The organism is Buttiauxella sp. AC142, from assembly GCF_979253435.1.
Window position 1 is genome coordinate 1,362,480 of the sequence record NZ_CEEDCH010000001.1, and the last position, 14,877, is coordinate 1,377,356.

At 48.4% G+C, this 14,877-nt stretch carries 11 protein-coding genes and 1 pseudogene; 8 read left to right on the forward strand and 4 right to left on the reverse strand.

The window, feature by feature from the left end:
- Positions 1–51 precede the first annotated feature (51 nt).
- Positions 52–1,200: an MFS transporter gene (locus AC0IWZ_RS06175; RefSeq protein ID WP_471677827.1), complete on the forward strand. Its 1,149-nt coding sequence runs from the start codon at positions 52–54 to the stop codon at positions 1,198–1,200.
- 47 nt (positions 1,201–1,247) lie between these two features.
- Here the strand turns inward: AC0IWZ_RS06175 and pflA are convergent, their stop codons facing one another.
- From pflA to ycaO, 4 genes are all read right to left on the reverse strand, one after another.
- Positions 1,248–1,988, reverse strand: a complete 741-nt coding sequence (gene pflA / locus AC0IWZ_RS06180) for a pyruvate formate lyase 1-activating protein (RefSeq protein WP_034494315.1) — start codon at positions 1,986–1,988, stop codon at positions 1,248–1,250.
- Between the two features lie 199 nt (positions 1,989–2,187).
- The gene (gene pflB, locus AC0IWZ_RS06185) at positions 2,188–4,470 is read right to left on the reverse strand and encodes a formate C-acetyltransferase (RefSeq protein WP_034494316.1); all 2,283 of its coding nucleotides are present in this window, start codon (positions 4,468–4,470) and stop codon (positions 2,188–2,190) included.
- A 54-nt stretch (positions 4,471–4,524) separates the two neighbouring features.
- Positions 4,525–5,382 (reverse strand): formate transporter FocA, encoded by an 858-nt coding sequence (focA, locus tag AC0IWZ_RS06190; RefSeq protein ID WP_034494317.1) that lies wholly within the window; start codon positions 5,380–5,382, stop codon positions 4,525–4,527.
- 405 nt (positions 5,383–5,787) lie between these two features.
- On the reverse strand, positions 5,788–7,545 hold the full coding sequence (gene ycaO / locus AC0IWZ_RS06195; RefSeq protein WP_259267425.1) for a 30S ribosomal protein S12 methylthiotransferase accessory factor YcaO: 1,758 nt from the start codon (positions 7,543–7,545) through the stop codon (positions 5,788–5,790).
- A gap of 138 nt (positions 7,546–7,683) precedes the next feature.
- On the opposite strand from ycaO, the gene AC0IWZ_RS06200 reads away from it, so the two are divergent.
- The 7 genes and pseudogenes from AC0IWZ_RS06200 (at position 7,684) to ihfB (ending at position 14,820) form a co-directional block, all read left to right on the forward strand.
- Positions 7,684–8,376 carry a DUF421 domain-containing protein gene (locus tag AC0IWZ_RS06200; protein WP_034494319.1) on the forward strand — a complete coding sequence of 231 codons (693 nt, stop codon included), beginning with the start codon at positions 7,684–7,686 and terminating at the stop codon, positions 8,374–8,376.
- A gap of 160 nt (positions 8,377–8,536) precedes the next feature.
- Positions 8,537–9,622 carry a 3-phosphoserine/phosphohydroxythreonine transaminase gene (gene serC / locus AC0IWZ_RS06205; protein ID WP_471677825.1) on the forward strand — a complete coding sequence of 362 codons (1,086 nt, stop codon included), beginning with the start codon at positions 8,537–8,539 and terminating at the stop codon, positions 9,620–9,622.
- An 80-nt stretch (positions 9,623–9,702) separates the two neighbouring features.
- Positions 9,703–10,986 (forward strand): 3-phosphoshikimate 1-carboxyvinyltransferase, encoded by a 1,284-nt coding sequence (gene aroA / locus AC0IWZ_RS06210; RefSeq protein ID WP_172896149.1) that lies wholly within the window; start codon positions 9,703–9,705, stop codon positions 10,984–10,986.
- Positions 10,987–11,203: 217 nt separating this feature from the next.
- Positions 11,204–11,704, forward strand: a pseudogene (locus AC0IWZ_RS06215) (M48 family metalloprotease); the annotation flags it as partial.
- Positions 11,705–11,883: 179 nt separating this feature from the next.
- Positions 11,884–12,570 carry a (d)CMP kinase gene (cmk, locus tag AC0IWZ_RS06220; protein WP_034494321.1) on the forward strand — a complete coding sequence of 229 codons (687 nt, stop codon included), beginning with the start codon at positions 11,884–11,886 and terminating at the stop codon, positions 12,568–12,570.
- 195 nt (positions 12,571–12,765) lie between these two features.
- On the forward strand, positions 12,766–14,442 hold the full coding sequence (gene rpsA, locus AC0IWZ_RS06225) for a 30S ribosomal protein S1 (protein ID WP_034456368.1): 1,677 nt from the start codon (positions 12,766–12,768) through the stop codon (positions 14,440–14,442).
- Positions 14,443–14,532: 90 nt separating this feature from the next.
- Positions 14,533–14,820, forward strand: a complete 288-nt coding sequence (gene ihfB / locus AC0IWZ_RS06230; RefSeq protein WP_034494322.1) for an integration host factor subunit beta — start codon at positions 14,533–14,535, stop codon at positions 14,818–14,820.
- Positions 14,821–14,877 lie beyond the last annotated feature (57 nt).

A 14,877-nucleotide genomic window follows, 5' to 3' on the forward strand; every position in this document is an offset into this window, starting at 1 on the left:
TTTCCAGTGGCATGATGCGCACAAATTATTCTCTTCCTCGCGGTTTTTTACATGTCCACCTATACCCGACCAGTGATGCTTTTGCTCTGTGGTCTGATGCTTTTGACCCTGGCGATAGCAGTTTTAAATACACTGGTTCCACTCTGGTTAGCTCACGGAAATCTTCCTACCTGGCAAGTTGGGATGGTGGGTTCATCGTATTTTACCGGAAACTTATTGGGTACATTGATTACCGGGTGGCTGATTAAACGCTACGGATTCAACCGTAGCTATTATCTTGCGTCACTGATTTTTGCCACAGGCTGTGTCGGTCTGGGTTTAATGACCGGTTTCTGGAGTTGGATGATGTGGCGTTTCATCGCCGGTATTGGCTGTGCGATGATTTGGGTGGTAGTTGAAAGTGCTCTCATGTGCAGCGGGACTTCACGTAATCGTGGACGCCTGCTGGCGGCATATATGATGGTTTATTACGTTGGCACCGTGCTGGGCCAATTGCTGATAAGCAAAATGCCGACGGATTTAGCCAGCGTTCTGCCATGGGTAACCGCGCTTATTCTGACCGCCATTCTTCCGCTGTTGTTCACTCGTATTGTTAACGATCGCAGTGAAAACCAGGAGGCGACATCCGTCTGGCCGATGCTTCGCCTGCGCCATGCCCGCCTTGGAGTGAACGGCTGCATTATTTCCGGGATTGTTCTCGGTTCGCTTTACGGATTAATGCCGTTATACCTGAACCATCAGGGGGTGAGTGATGCTGGCATTGGTTTCTGGATGGCAGTCATGGTCAGTGCAGGCATTGTGGGCCAGTGGCCGGTAGGGCGCCTGGCCGATCGTTTCGGTCGTTTGTTGGTGCTGCGAGTTCAGGTGTTTGTGGTGATTTTGGGTTGCATGGCAATGCTGACTCATGCCGCAATGGGGCCAACATTATTTGTACTGGGCGCGGCTGGGTTTACACTTTATCCGGTAGCAATGGCCTGGGCTTGTGAAAAAGTTGAGCACCATCAACTGGTGGCAATGAACCAGGCTCTGTTATTAAGTTATACCGTTGGCAGTTTGCTTGGCCCAACATTTACCTCAATGCTGATGCAAAGCTACTCGGACAACCTGTTGTTTGTGATGATTGCCGGAGTGGCGTTTGTTTACTTACTGATGCTGCTGCGCAAAGCGGGGCCACATTCCACACCTATTGCCCACGCCTGATACAAAAATGGCCCTCGTTGAGGGCCATTTTTGTTGGTGCATCAAGATCAGTACATCACTTTGTGACCGTACTGCTCCAGAATCCCTTTGACGCGTTCCATGGTTTCTTTCTTCGGTGGATGTACGCCATCAAGTTTGTACTCTTCACCCATAGCGACCCATTTGTGTTTGCCCAGTTCATGATAAGGCAAAAGCTCAATCTTCTCGACGTTGCCCATATCACGGGTGAATTCGCCGAGGCGATGTGCAGAGTCATCATCATCAGACCAGCCTGGAACGACAACGTAGCGAATCCAGACGTTAACGTTTTTATCTGAAAGATAACGGGCAAATTCCAGGGTGCGATGGTTTGAAACACCGACCAGATTCTGGTGAATCTCGTCGTTCATTTGCTTCAAATCCAGCATCACCAGGTCAGTCACTTCCAGCAATTCATCAATGACCGGGTCGTAGCGACGCACAAAGCCGTTAGTATCAAGACAGGTATGAATACCTTCTTTACGGCAGGCACGGAACCAGTCACGCACAAACTCAGCTTGAAGAATGGCTTCGCCACCTGATGCTGTTACACCACCACCTGATGCGTTCATAAAGTGGCGATAGGTCACCACTTCTTTCATCAATTCTTCTACAGTAATCTCTTTGCCGCCGTGAGTATCCCAGGTATCACGGTTGTGGCAATACAGGCAGCGCATCAGGCAGCCCTGGAAGAAGGTAATAAAACGAATACCGGGACCATCCACGGTACCGCAGGATTCAAAGGAATGAATTCGGCCAATTACTGACATTGCGGTGTTCTCTCCAGTATTGGTCCAGGCTTTACAGCAAGAACCAGGTTGAGCGCGGTCTTTAAACAGAATGCCGCGTCGAATCAATTTTGCAAGATACCCTAAACTTAGCAGCTATCTTGCAAAATCGGTTCTGACATAAGAAAAGGCCCCACCGAGGTGGAGCCTTTATTCTACGCCTTTTCAGACAAACCGTGAATTACATGGTTTGAGTGAAGGTACGGGTAATAACGTCCTGCTGCTGTTCTTTAGTCAGGGAGTTAAAACGTACAGCGTAACCAGATACACGAATGGTCAACTGAGGATATTTCTCAGGGTGTTCCATCGCATCCAGCAGCATTTCACGGTTCATTACGTTCACGTTCAGGTGTTGACCACCTTCGATGGACGCTTCGTGGTGGAAGTAACCATCCATCAGACCCGCGAGGTTAGTTTTACGAACTTCGTCGTCTTTACCCAGTGCGTTAGGAACGATAGAGAAGGTATAAGAAATACCATCTTTAGCGTAAGCAAACGGCAGTTTAGCAACGGAAGTCAGAGAGGCAACAGCACCTTTCTGGTCACGACCGTGCATTGGGTTAGCACCTGGACCGAATGGAGCGCCAGCGCGACGACCGTCTGGGGTGTTACCGGTTTTCTTACCATAAACCACGTTAGAGGTGATGGTCAGAACAGACTGAGTCGGGATAGCGTTACGGTAAGTAGTCAGTTTCTGAATTTTCTTCATGAAACGTTCTACCAGGTCAACAGCGATGTCATCTACGCGAGAATCGTTGTTACCGAACATTGGGTATTCGCCTTCGATTTCGAAGTCTACAGCCAGGCCGTCTTCGTCACGAACAGGTTTAACTTTCGCGTATTTGATTGCAGACAGTGAGTCAGCTGCAACAGACAGACCCGCGATACCACAAGCCATGGTGCGAACAACGTCACGGTCATGCAGAGCCATCAGAGACGCTTCGTAGCTATACTTATCATGCATGTAGTGAATGATGTTCAGCGCGGTGACGTACTGTTTAGCCAGCCAATCCATGAAGTGGTCAAGACGATCCAGAACGTTATCGTAGTCCAGAACATCTGCCATGATTGGTGCTTCTTTAGGACCGATCTGCAGTTTCAGTTTTTCATCAACGCCGCCGTTGATTGCATACAGCATGGTTTTCGCGAGGTTAGCACGAGCACCGAAGAACTGCATTTGCTTACCAACGATCATTGGGCTTACGCAGCATGCGATTGCGTAGTCATCGTTGTTAAAGTCAGGGCGCATCAGATCATCGTTCTCGTATTGCAGAGAAGAGGTATCGATGGAAACTTTAGCTGCGAACTTCTTGAAGTTCAGTGGCAGTTTTTCAGACCACAGAATAGTGATGTTCGGCTCCGGAGACGGCCCCATGGTGTACAGGGTGTTCAGGAAACGGAAGCTAGATTTGGTAACCAGAGTACGACCATCTACACCCATACCGGCGATAGATTCAGTTGCCCAGATTGGGTCACCAGAGAACAGCTCATCATACTCAGGGGTACGCAGGAAGCGAACCATACGCAGTTTCATGACCAGGTGGTCAATCATTTCCTGTGCTTCAAGCTCAGTAATTTTGCCTGCTTTCAGGTCACGTTCGATGAATGCATCCAGGAAGGTGGATACGCGACCGAAGGACATTGCAGCGCCGTTCTGAGATTTAACCGCAGCCAGGTAGCCGAAGTAAGTCCACTGAATAGCTTCTTGAGCATTTTTAGCAGGACCAGAGATATCGCAGCCATATTTAGCAGCCATTTCTTTGATCTGACCCAGAGCACGGTGTTGCTCGGAGATTTCTTCACGCAGACGGATTGTTGCTTCCAGATCTTCGCCGTTTTCCAGTTTGGATTGCAGAGAGTTGAACTGAGCAAATTTGTCTTTCATCAGGAAGTCGATACCGTACAGCGCTACGCGACGGTAGTCACCAATGATACGACCACGACCGTAGGCATCCGGCAGACCGGTGATTACGCCTGATTTACGGCAGTTCAGGATGTCTTTGGTATAAACGTCAAACACACCCTGGTTGTGGGTTTTGCGGTATTCGGTGAAGATCTTTTTAAGCATTGGGTCAAGTTCGCGACCGTATACTTTGCAAGAACCTTCAACCATTTTGATGCCACCAAACGGAATAATTGCACGTTTCAGTGGAGCGTCAGTCTGCAAGCCAACGATAGTTTCGAGGGACTTGTTGATGTAACCAGCATCATGGGAGGTGATGGTGGAAGCGAGGTCAGTATCGAAGTCAACAGGCGCGTGAGTGCGGTTTTCCTGTTTAACGCCTTCCATGACGTTGTCCCACAGTGTGGTAGTTGCTTCAGTAGCACCTGCCAGGAAGGACTCGTCACCCTCGTAAGGGGTGTAGTTTTTCTGAATAAAGTCACGCACGTTGACTTCATTCTGCCAGTCGCCTTTGGCAAAACCTTCCCAGGCTGTGGCTAACTTCTCATTAAGCTCGGACATTTAACACCTACCTTCTAATGTGGATTTCTTATTCCCTGAACAATGGTTAGCACATTAGTGCTTATCGCCACCGCGCAGATAAATTACCCAGTACGTCAACCCAACCAGTACACCGCCACCAATGATGTTCCCGATAGTCACGGGGATTAAGTTATCAGTGATGAAGTTCAATACGGTCAAGTGTGTGAAATTGTCCGGAGACGACCCAACTGCGGTCCAGAATTCCGGGCTTGCAAAGTTGCGTACTACGATACCCAAAGGGATCATGAACATGTTTGCGATACTGTGCTCAAAACCACAAGCAACAAACATGGCGACCGGGAGGATCATAGCAAACATCTTGTCCATCAAACTGCGGCCCGAGTAGCTCATCCAGACAGCCAGACAGACCATCAGGTTAGCCAAAATACCGAGGCATACAGCTTCAATAAAGGTGTGATGCATTTTGTGGTCTGCAGTTTGAAGTACATTCAGACCCCACGCACCATTTGCTGTCATATACATGCCTGACAACCAAATCAACACCACGAATAGCAACGCACCAACCAAGTTTCCGACATAGACGTTAATCCAGTTCTTGGCTAGCTGACCCCAGGTGATTCGCCCGCTGGCTTTCGCAACAACGATTAACACCGTAGAGGTGAAAAGGTCGGCACCGCAGATGACACAAAGGATTAGCCCTAAGGAGAAGCAAGTACCACCAATCAGTTTTGCAATCCCAAATGGAATGGTTGCAGTACCGGTGGTAGCAGTGATGTAAAAGACAAAGGCAATCGAGATGAACATGCCCGCAGTGATCGCTAAATAAAACGTGGTCAGCGGGTGTTTTGTTGCTTTATAGACGCCAGCATCTTCGGCGACTTTCGCCATAGCGGCTGGGAGCAATAGATCAAAAGGGTTGTCAGCTTTCACACTAACTCTCTCTTATTTAATTCGGCGACGAGATACTAACAAAGCATTATAGAGTAAAAATTGATATGGATCATATCTCGCCAAGCTTATAGGCCTGTTAAAAGCAGGTGTTTACCTGATTTTCAGCGTAAGTAATTGATATTAATTATAAAAATAAAGTTTAAAATTTATAACGTAATTTGATATTTACCCTCGAAGCCCAGGTGAATGGTTAATTAGAAATGAGTATTTCAATAATTTTGCAACAATATTTATAGCTTAAAATAATATTATTTCACCAATATTTAACTATTGGGTCACAAATGAAATTATTGCGGTGACAATAAAAACACGGGGCAATAAAAATCGCCCCGTAATATAGCGTAAACCTGATGATTTACGCACCTTTACTCATATTTTATTACTTTATTTCCAGAAAGCCGCTTTTGCGCGTTGCAGTTTTTCATACGCGCCTAACAATGCCTGGTGTGCAGGGAAAGCTTTCAGATCGCTGTCTACAGCTTGCAAGCCATAGAATGGCGCTTCACCGCTCAGAGCAGCACTTGCTGCTTCTACTGTTTCTGCGCCGTACATACGGACGAAGGCATTCAGATATTGCAGTGGTTGGCGGTCTTCTTCCATCGCCAGTAACAGCAGGGTTTGCAGGCAGCGATAGTAGTTCGCACGCTCAGGGCTGAAAATAGAGGCGTTGAACTCCATCGTCCATTCAGTCCAGATAAGCGCCTGTTCGGTATCACCACCCGCCAACGCCAGCATGGCTTTCAGCTCGCCAATACGTAGCGTGTACCAACCGTTGTCTTTACCGGTAGCCAGGCCGAGCAGTTCACGCACACGGGTGAAATCATCATGACCTTCTTCATCTAACTGCGAGATCAGACCCAGATAATCCTGCTTTTCCCACTCACTTCCTGGCAGCGCCAGAATGGTGTCGCGCAGGTGATAACCCATATTGTTATTGGCAAGCAGCAAATCTTCTGCAGGATAGATATCGGACATTCCAGGCACGATGATACGGCAAGCGTAAACATCCAGATGTTGGTAATCGGCGATGTATACTTCTTGATCTTCTGCGTCAAAGATGGCCATCAAAGTGGCGAATTCTTCTTCTGTTGTGCCGGAGAAACTCCAGTCAACAAACGGATAGTCAGCATCCTGCTTGAACATATCCCATGAAATCAGGCCGCTTGAGTCAATGAAGTGAGTTTCCAGGTTCGCATGTTCGGCCACTTCTTCGTCATCAAAAGTAGGCGGAGTGAACACGTCCAGGTCTTTTAAACCACGGCCCTGAAGCAGTTCAGTCACTGTACGCTCTAGCGCAACACCAAAATCAGGATGCGCGCCGAAGGAAGCAAAACAGGTCCCGTTTGCTGGGTTGAATAACACAACGCAGATAACCGGATATTTGCCGCCTAATGAACCGTCGTAAGCGAAGATTGGGAAACCTTCAGCTTCCAGCGTGGCAATGGATTCAACCACGCCAGGATAGCGAGCCAACACTTCCTGTGGGATTTCCGGCAGACTGATGCTTTCCGCGATAATGCGGTTTTTAATGTAACGCTCAAAAACTTCTGAAAGCCCCTGAACACGGGCTTCGTTTGCGGTGTTCCCTGCAGACATCCCATTAGAAACATACAAATTCCCGATGATGTTCATCGGAATATAGACGGTTTCTTGATCGGATTGGCGGGTAAATGGCAGAGCGCAGATCCCGCGCTCTTCATTACCTGATTGCAGGTCAATAAGCATGCCTGCGGTGACTTCGTTTTCAGGATCGTAGAACGCACGCAGACGCTCGTCGAGAATACCTTCTGGCAACTGCTCGTCTTCAGGAATCGGGAACCACTTCTCGTTTGGATAATGCACAAACGGGCCATTGGCAATGGTTTTGCCCAACCAGAAATCAGCGAAGAAGTAATTGGTCGACAGGCGTTCGAAATATTCGCCCAACGCAGATGCTAACGCTGCTTTTTTAGTCGCACCCTTACCGTTGGTGAAGCACAGTGCGCTGTCTTTATCACGAATATGAACGGACCAGACGTTAGGGACCGGATTTAACCAGGAGGCTTCTTCTATATTAAAGCCAAGATCGGCAAGCTTGGTCTGGAAGCGAGCGATGGAATCTTCCAGGGCGGCATCTTTGCCAGGAATAAAGGTTTGAGTCATGAGGTTTCACTTTTGTCGTACGCAAAGCGCGCAATGATACGGGTTTTAGCCAACTGACGCTATCGTCAGCGGCAAGCAGGCGGCCTTAGCATAACAGGCTATGCTTATTGCTAGTAACCTACTGTTATGGCGGTATAAATGAAGAGTTTTGATCTCCAGCGGATGGCGCTAGACAAAGTCCCTTTAGATTTTCTGTGGGAAGTGGCTTTTCGTAGCCTTTACACCTTTGTGCTCGTGTTCCTGTTTTTAAAGATAACCGGGCGGCGTGGCGTAAGGCAGATGTCGTTGTTTGAAGTGTTGATAATCCTGACTCTTGGCTCAGCGGCAGGTGATGTGGCGTTTTATGACGATGTGCCGATGCTGCCTGTTTTCGTCGTATTCATGACGCTCGCTTGCTTATATCGTTTGGCGATGTGGTTGATGAGCCACAGTGAAAAACTTGAAAATCTGATGGAAGGAAAACCCGCGGTAATAATAGAAGAAGGTGAGTTTGCCTGGGAAAAAATGAAGGCTCAAAACATGACCGAATTTGAGTTCTTCATGGAACTACGCCTGCATGGTGTAGAGCATTTGGGGCAGGTTCGGCTGGCAATATTAGAAACCAACGGGCAGATTAGCGTCTATTACTTCCCCGATGATTTGGTCAGGCCGGGTTTATCTATATTGCCTGAGTATTGTAGCGAGCGTTTCGAGAGGGTTCCGGAGGATGGGGATTACGCCTGCATTCGATGTAGTGAAGTGTTGACGTTAAACGCAGGAGCAAAAATTCTTTGTCCACGCTGTAAACATCATCAATGGGTCAAAGCCAGCACGGCAACACGAGTCACCTGACGGGCGTTTATCGGGTGTTTAATTCAGCGATTAGTTGATTCTGTTGTGTGATTTTGCGCACATTACCGCAGCATGCCGTATTAACCATTGCAGCCTCAGCATCTCAATGATAAAACCGAATATGTGGTAAAACTTATGACTCTAAGCGTGGTGAGGGGAAATGACTCAGGTATACAATTTTAGTTCCGGCCCGGCGATGCTACCGGCTGACGTACTTCGTCGTGCACAAAATGAACTCTGTGACTGGCAAGGTTTAGGCACCTCCGTAATGGAGATAAGCCACCGCAGTAAAGAGTTTATTCAGGTTGCTGAAGAAGCTGAAAAAGATTTTCGCGATCTGCTGCAAATCCCCTCGAACTACAAAGTTTTATTCTGTCACGGTGGTGGTCGCGGACAATTCGCGGGCGTTCCGCTCAATATTCTGGGTGACAAAACTACCGCTGACTACGTTGACGGAGGCTACTGGGCGAGCAGTGCAGTAAAAGAAGCACATAAATACTGCAACCCCAATGTTATTGATGCCAAAGTCACTGTTGACGGTCTGCGCGCCATCAAACCGATGAGCGAATGGCAAGTTTTTGAAAACAGTGCTTATCTGCATTTCTGCCCAAACGAAACCATTGATGGCATTGCTATTCATGAAGCGCCAGATTTTGGCGACACCGTTGTTGTTGCTGACTACTCATCCTCTATCTTGTCGCATCCGATGGACGTTAGCCGCTTTGGCGTAATTTACGCTGGCGCGCAGAAGAACATCGGCCCGGCGGGTCTGACGCTGGTCATCGTGCGTGAAGATTTGCTCGGTAAGGCGCATAAAGCGTGCCCGTCGATTCTTGATTACACCGTGCTTAATGACAATGATTCTATGTTTAACACCCCGCCAACCTTCGCCTGGTATCTTTCAGGTCTGGTGTTTAAATGGCTGAAAGAGCAGGGCGGCGTTGAAGCGATGGACAAAATCAATCGGGCGAAAGCAGAACTGTTGTACGGCGTGATTGATAAAAGCGATTTCTATCGTAACGATGTTGCTTCGGCGAACCGTTCACGCATGAACGTGCCATTCCAGTTGGCTGACAGCGCACTCGACAAACTGTTCCTCGAAGAGTCCTTTGCTGCGGGTCTGCATGCGCTGAAAGGCCACCGCGTTGTCGGTGGGATGCGTGCCTCCATCTATAACGCCATGCCGCTTGAAGGCGTTAAAGCATTAACCAACTTTATGGTCGATTTTGAACGTCGCCACGGTTAATTGCTGTTAGTTGTGATTATCCCCGCGACATGCTTCGCGGGGTTTTTATTCTGTTTTGAGTTGAGAGTATTTTCCCCATGCTGGAATCCCTGACGTTACAACCCATCGCATTGGTCGACGGCACAATTAACCTCCCAGGTTCAAAAAGTGTTTCTAACCGAGCACTGCTACTTGCAGCGCTGGCTAATGGCACTACCGAACTGACTAATTTGCTGGATAGTGACGATGTGCGTCACATGCTTAACGCGCTGAAAGCCTTGGGAGTGAGTTATACACTTTCCGCCGATCGTACGCGTTGTGAAGTCACAGGAATGGGTGGCCCATTACAAGCCTCAGGTGAGCTTGAACTGTTTTTAGGTAACGCGGGTACGGCAATGCGCCCACTGGCGGCGGCATTATGTCTGGGCAGTAACAACATCGTGCTGACGGGTGAACCTCGCATGAAAGAACGTCCAATCGGCCATTTGGTTGATGCTTTACGCCAGGGCGGCGCGCAGATTGATTACCTGGAGCAAGAAAACTATCCGCCGTTGCGTCTGCGTGGTGGTTTTAGTGGCGGGCAGGTTTCTGTCGATGGCAGTGTCTCCAGCCAGTTCTTGACTGCACTTTTAATGACGGCACCACTGGCAGCAAACGACACCGAAATCACTATCAAAGGTGAGTTGGTATCGAAACCTTATATCGACATCACACTGCACCTGATGAAAACCTTCGGTGTAGAAGTGGAAAACCGGGATTACCGTAGTTTTGTGATTCGTGGCAGCCAACAGTACACTTCACCAGGCGCTTATCTGGTGGAAGGTGATGCTTCATCAGCGTCCTATTTCCTCGCAGCTGGTGCCATTAAAGGTGGTACGGTAAAAGTGACCGGTATCGGGCGCAATAGCGTCCAGGGTGATATTCGCTTTGCAGATGTGCTCGAAGCAATGGGTGCAAAAGTGACGTGGGGAGAGGATTTTATCGCCTGCGAGCGCGGAGAACTCAACGCTATTGATATGGATATGAACCATATTCCTGATGCAGCGATGACCATTGCAACTGCGGCTTTGTTTGCTAAAGGCACCACTACATTGCGCAATATTTATAACTGGCGCGTGAAAGAGACTGACCGCCTGAGTGCAATGGCTACAGAGTTGCGCAAAGTTGGAGCGGTGGTGGAAGAGGGCGAAGATTACATCACTGTGACTCCCCCCGCTCAGCTACAAGTTGCAGAAATCGGGACTTATAACGATCACCGCATGGCGATGTGTTTCTCGCTGGTGGCATTGTCGGACACACCGGTCACGATTCTTGATCCGAAATGTACAGCCAAAACCTTCCCTGACTACTTTGAACAATTAGCACGCATCAGCACTCTCGCGTAGCGTACAACATTATGCTCCGGTCATTGCGTGTACCGGAGCCTATTTTAACTACACCGCTTAGTATCAATCCCGCGCTTAATATCAACTCCGTTTTCATACCCTTGCTTTTATTGCACCAGCGTGTACCGCTGTTAATCTCATTTCCTATTTGATCGACAAATCAATGATTTGTTTCATGTATAGCTCATCAATGGAAGATAACTATGAAGACGTTAAAAATGGCACCCCTGTTAATTACAAAGTGTATTTGACCAGTGATGTAAATGCCTGGGCAATGGCTAACGGTTGTGTGCGTGTGTATAGCGGCCTGATGGATATGATGACTGATAACGAAGTGGAAGGCGTTTTGGGCCATGAAATGGGACACGTTGCGCTGGGTCACACTCGAGAAAAAATGCAAACGGCGTATGCGACAATGGCCGCTCGTGATGCAGTCTCAGCAACCAGTGGTGTCGCTTCGCAGCTACCTCAATCGCAACTTGGTGATTTGGTCGAAGGGGTCATCAATGCAACATTCTCGCGTAGTGAAGAATCTGAAGCGGATGATTTCTCATATGATTTGCTGAAAAAACGCGGTATCAGCACCCAAGGTCTTGCCAGCAGTTTTGATAAACTGGCAACGCTGAGCGGAACAGCAAAATCTATGTTTGATTCACATCCACCTTCAACGGAACGTGCGCAGCATATTCGCGAACGCATAGCAGCTGATAAAAAATAATCTACCTCTCTGATTTTAGGGCTGGTTTTTCCCAGCCCTGTCTCAATTCGCGCAATTCTTCTACACTCAGCCCTATTAACGACGATAATTGGCACGAAAGATAACGGTCAGGGTTCTGGCGGCGTATAATACGTGGCGTTTCTATTTCAGGTCCGCAATTCCAGCGAGAGGAGAGTAAGATGACGGCACCCGCCCCGGTAATAACAATTGATGGCCCAAGCGGCGCAGGTAAAGGCACGCTTTGTAAAGCCATGGCGGAAGCGTTGCAATGGCATCTGCTTGATTCCGGCGCGATTTACCGCGTTCTGGCATTAGCGGCTCTACATCACCAGGTAGATGTGACCTCTGAAGATGCATTGGTTCCGTTGGCCGCTCACCTTGATGTGCGCTTTGTTGCCAATAATGGCAATCTGGAAGTCATCCTCGAAGGCGAAGATGTCAGCGCTGAAATCCGTACCCAGGAAGTTGCCAACGCTGCTTCTCAAGTCGCTGCTTTCCCGCGTGTCCGCGAAGCCTTGTTGCGTCGCCAGCGTGCTTTCAGAGAAGCGCCAGGCTTGATTGCTGATGGACGTGATATGGGGACGGTTGTTTTCCCTGATGCCCCAGTAAAAATATTCCTCGATGCGTCTTCCGAAGAGCGTGCGCACAGACGTATGCTACAGTTGCAGGAAAAGGGCTTTAGTGTTAACTTTGAGCGCCTTTTGGCAGAAATTAAAGAACGTGATGACCGTGACCGTAACCGTGCAGTAGCACCGTTAGTGCCAGCCGCAGATGCGTTGGTGCTGGACTCAACCAGCATGTCCATTGAAGACGTCATCAAACAAGCGCTGAGTTATGCGCAGAAAATTTTAACACCAGCACAATAGTCAATATTGTGCTGGTGTGTGTTTTGTCATATTTGTCATGATATTGCCATAGTGGTATCCTGACATATCGGGTAGTTTTTTACCCCTGTAACCTAAACCCTGTCGGCATGGAGCCAATGGCGGGGTATGTGAAACAACCCCATTCGGCGGGATGCTAAATGGACGTTAAACTAAAGAACCTTGAAGATTAACAACATGACTGAATCTTTCGCTCAACTCTTTGAAGAATCCCTGAAAACAATCGAAACCCGTCCGGGTTCCATCGTTCGTGGCGTAGTAGTTGCTATCGACAAAGATATCGTACTGGTTGACGCTGGTCTGAAATCTGAGTCTGCAATTCCTGTAGAGCAGTTCAAAAATGCTGCTGGCGAACTGGAAATCCAGGTTGGTGACGAAGTTGATGTTGCTCTGGACGCTGTTGAAGATGGCTTTGGCGAAACTCTGCTGTCCCGTGAAAAAGCTAAGCGTCACGAAGCTTGGATCACGCTGGAAAAAGCTTACGAAGAAGCTGAGACTGTGGTCGGTATCATCAACGGCAAAGTTAAGGGTGGCTTCACTGTAGAGCTGAACGGTATTCGTGCGTTCCTGCCAGGTTCACTGGTAGATGTTCGTCCGGTACGTGACACTCTGCACCTGGAAGGCAAAGAGCTTGAGTTCAAAGTCATCAAGCTGGACCAGAAGCGTAACAACGTTGTTGTTTCTCGTCGTGCAGTTATCGAATCTGAAAACAGCGCAGAACGTGATCAACTGCTGGAAAACCTGCAAGAAGGCATGGAAGTTAAAGGTATCGTTAAGAACCTTACTGACTACGGTGCATTCGTTGATCTGGGCGGCGTTGACGGCCTGCTGCACATCACTGATATGGCATGGAAACGCGTTAAGCATCCAAGCGAAATCGTGAATGTTGGCGATGAAATTACCGTTAAAGTACTGAAGTTCGACCGTGAGCGTACTCGTGTGTCTCTGGGTCTGAAGCAACTGGGCGAAGATCCATGGGTCGCTATCGCTAAGCGTTATCCAGAAGGTACCAAACTGACTGGTCGCGTGACTAACCTGACTGATTACGGCTGCTTCGTAGAAATCGAAGAAGGCGTTGAAGGCCTGGTTCACGTTTCCGAAATGGATTGGACCAACAAAAACATCCACCCATCCAAAGTTGTTAACGTTGGTGATGTAGTGGAAGTTATGGTTCTGGATATCGACGAAGAACGTCGTCGTATCTCCCTGGGTCTGAAGCAGTGCAAATCTAACCCATGGCAGCTGTTCGCTGAAACCCACAACAAGGGCGACCGCGTTGAAGGTAAAATCAAGTCAATCACTGACTTCGGTATCTTCATCGGCCTGGACGGTGGCATCGACGGCCTGGTTCACCTGTCTGATATCTCCTGGAACGTTGCAGGCGAAGAAGCAGTACGTGAATACAAGAAAGGCGACGAAATCGCGGCTGTGGTTCTGCAAGTTGACGCAGAGCGTGAGCGTATCTCCTTGGGTGTTAAACAACTCGCAGAAGATCCGTTCAACAACTACGTTGCACTGAACAAGAAAGGTACTATCGTTACTGGTAAAGTAACAGCAGTTGACGCGAAAGGTGCTACAGTTGAATTAGCAGATGGCGTAGAAGGCTACCTGCGTGCTTCTGAAGCTTCCCGTGACCGCGTTGAAGATGCAACTCTGGTTCTGAGCGTAGGCGACGACGTTGAAGCTAAATTCACCGGTGTTGACCGTAAAAACCGTGTTGTGAGCCTGTCTGTTCGTGCTAAGGACGAAGCTGACGAGAAAGATGCAATCGCTACTGTTAACAACAAACAGGAAGATGCACCGAACTTCTCTAACGCTATGGCTGAAGCATTCAAAGCAGCTAAAGGCGAGTAATCGTCTGAGCACTAAATCAGGGCGGCTACGGCCGCCCTTGTTCGATTGATAGCTGTAAGTTAATTTTCCTGAAAGGAAACCGGAGGAATCATGACCAAGTCAGAATTGATAGAAAGACTTGCAACTTCGCAATCTCACATCCCGGCGAAAGCTGTAGAAGATGCAGTGAAAGAGATGCTGGAGCATATGGCCTCTACTCTCGCCCAAGGTGAGCGTATTGAAATCCGGGGTTTCGGCAGTTTTTCCTTACACTATCGCGCACCTCGCACCGGACGTAATCCAAAAACTGGCGATAAAGTGGATCTGGAAGGCAAATACGTTCCGCACTTTAAACCAGGTAAAGAATTGCGTGACCGCGCCAACATTTACGGTAATTAAGTCTTCGGACTTGATCCTCAAGAGCGGCACCTTAGGGTGCCGTTTTTTTATACTCAA

Bases quoted from the DNA above. Each gene is read 5' to 3' on its own strand.
- AC0IWZ_RS06175 (WP_471677827.1), top strand. From the start codon at position 52: ATGTCCACCTATACCCGACCAGTGATGCTTTTGCTCTGTGGTCTGATG.
- pflA (WP_034494315.1), bottom strand. From the start codon at position 1,988: ATGTCAGTAATTGGCCGAATTCATTCCTTTGAATCCTGCGGTACCGTG.
- pflB (WP_034494316.1), bottom strand. From the start codon at position 4,470: ATGTCCGAGCTTAATGAGAAGTTAGCCACAGCCTGGGAAGGTTTTGCC.
- ycaO (WP_259267425.1), bottom strand. From the start codon at position 7,545: ATGACTCAAACCTTTATTCCTGGCAAAGATGCCGCCCTGGAAGATTCC.
- AC0IWZ_RS06200 (WP_034494319.1), top strand. From the start codon at position 7,684: ATGAAGAGTTTTGATCTCCAGCGGATGGCGCTAGACAAAGTCCCTTTA.
- serC (WP_471677825.1), top strand. From the start codon at position 8,537: ATGACTCAGGTATACAATTTTAGTTCCGGCCCGGCGATGCTACCGGCT.
- cmk (WP_034494321.1), top strand. From the start codon at position 11,884: ATGACGGCACCCGCCCCGGTAATAACAATTGATGGCCCAAGCGGCGCA.
- rpsA (WP_034456368.1), top strand. From the start codon at position 12,766: ATGACTGAATCTTTCGCTCAACTCTTTGAAGAATCCCTGAAAACAATC.
- ihfB (WP_034494322.1), top strand. From the start codon at position 14,533: ATGACCAAGTCAGAATTGATAGAAAGACTTGCAACTTCGCAATCTCAC.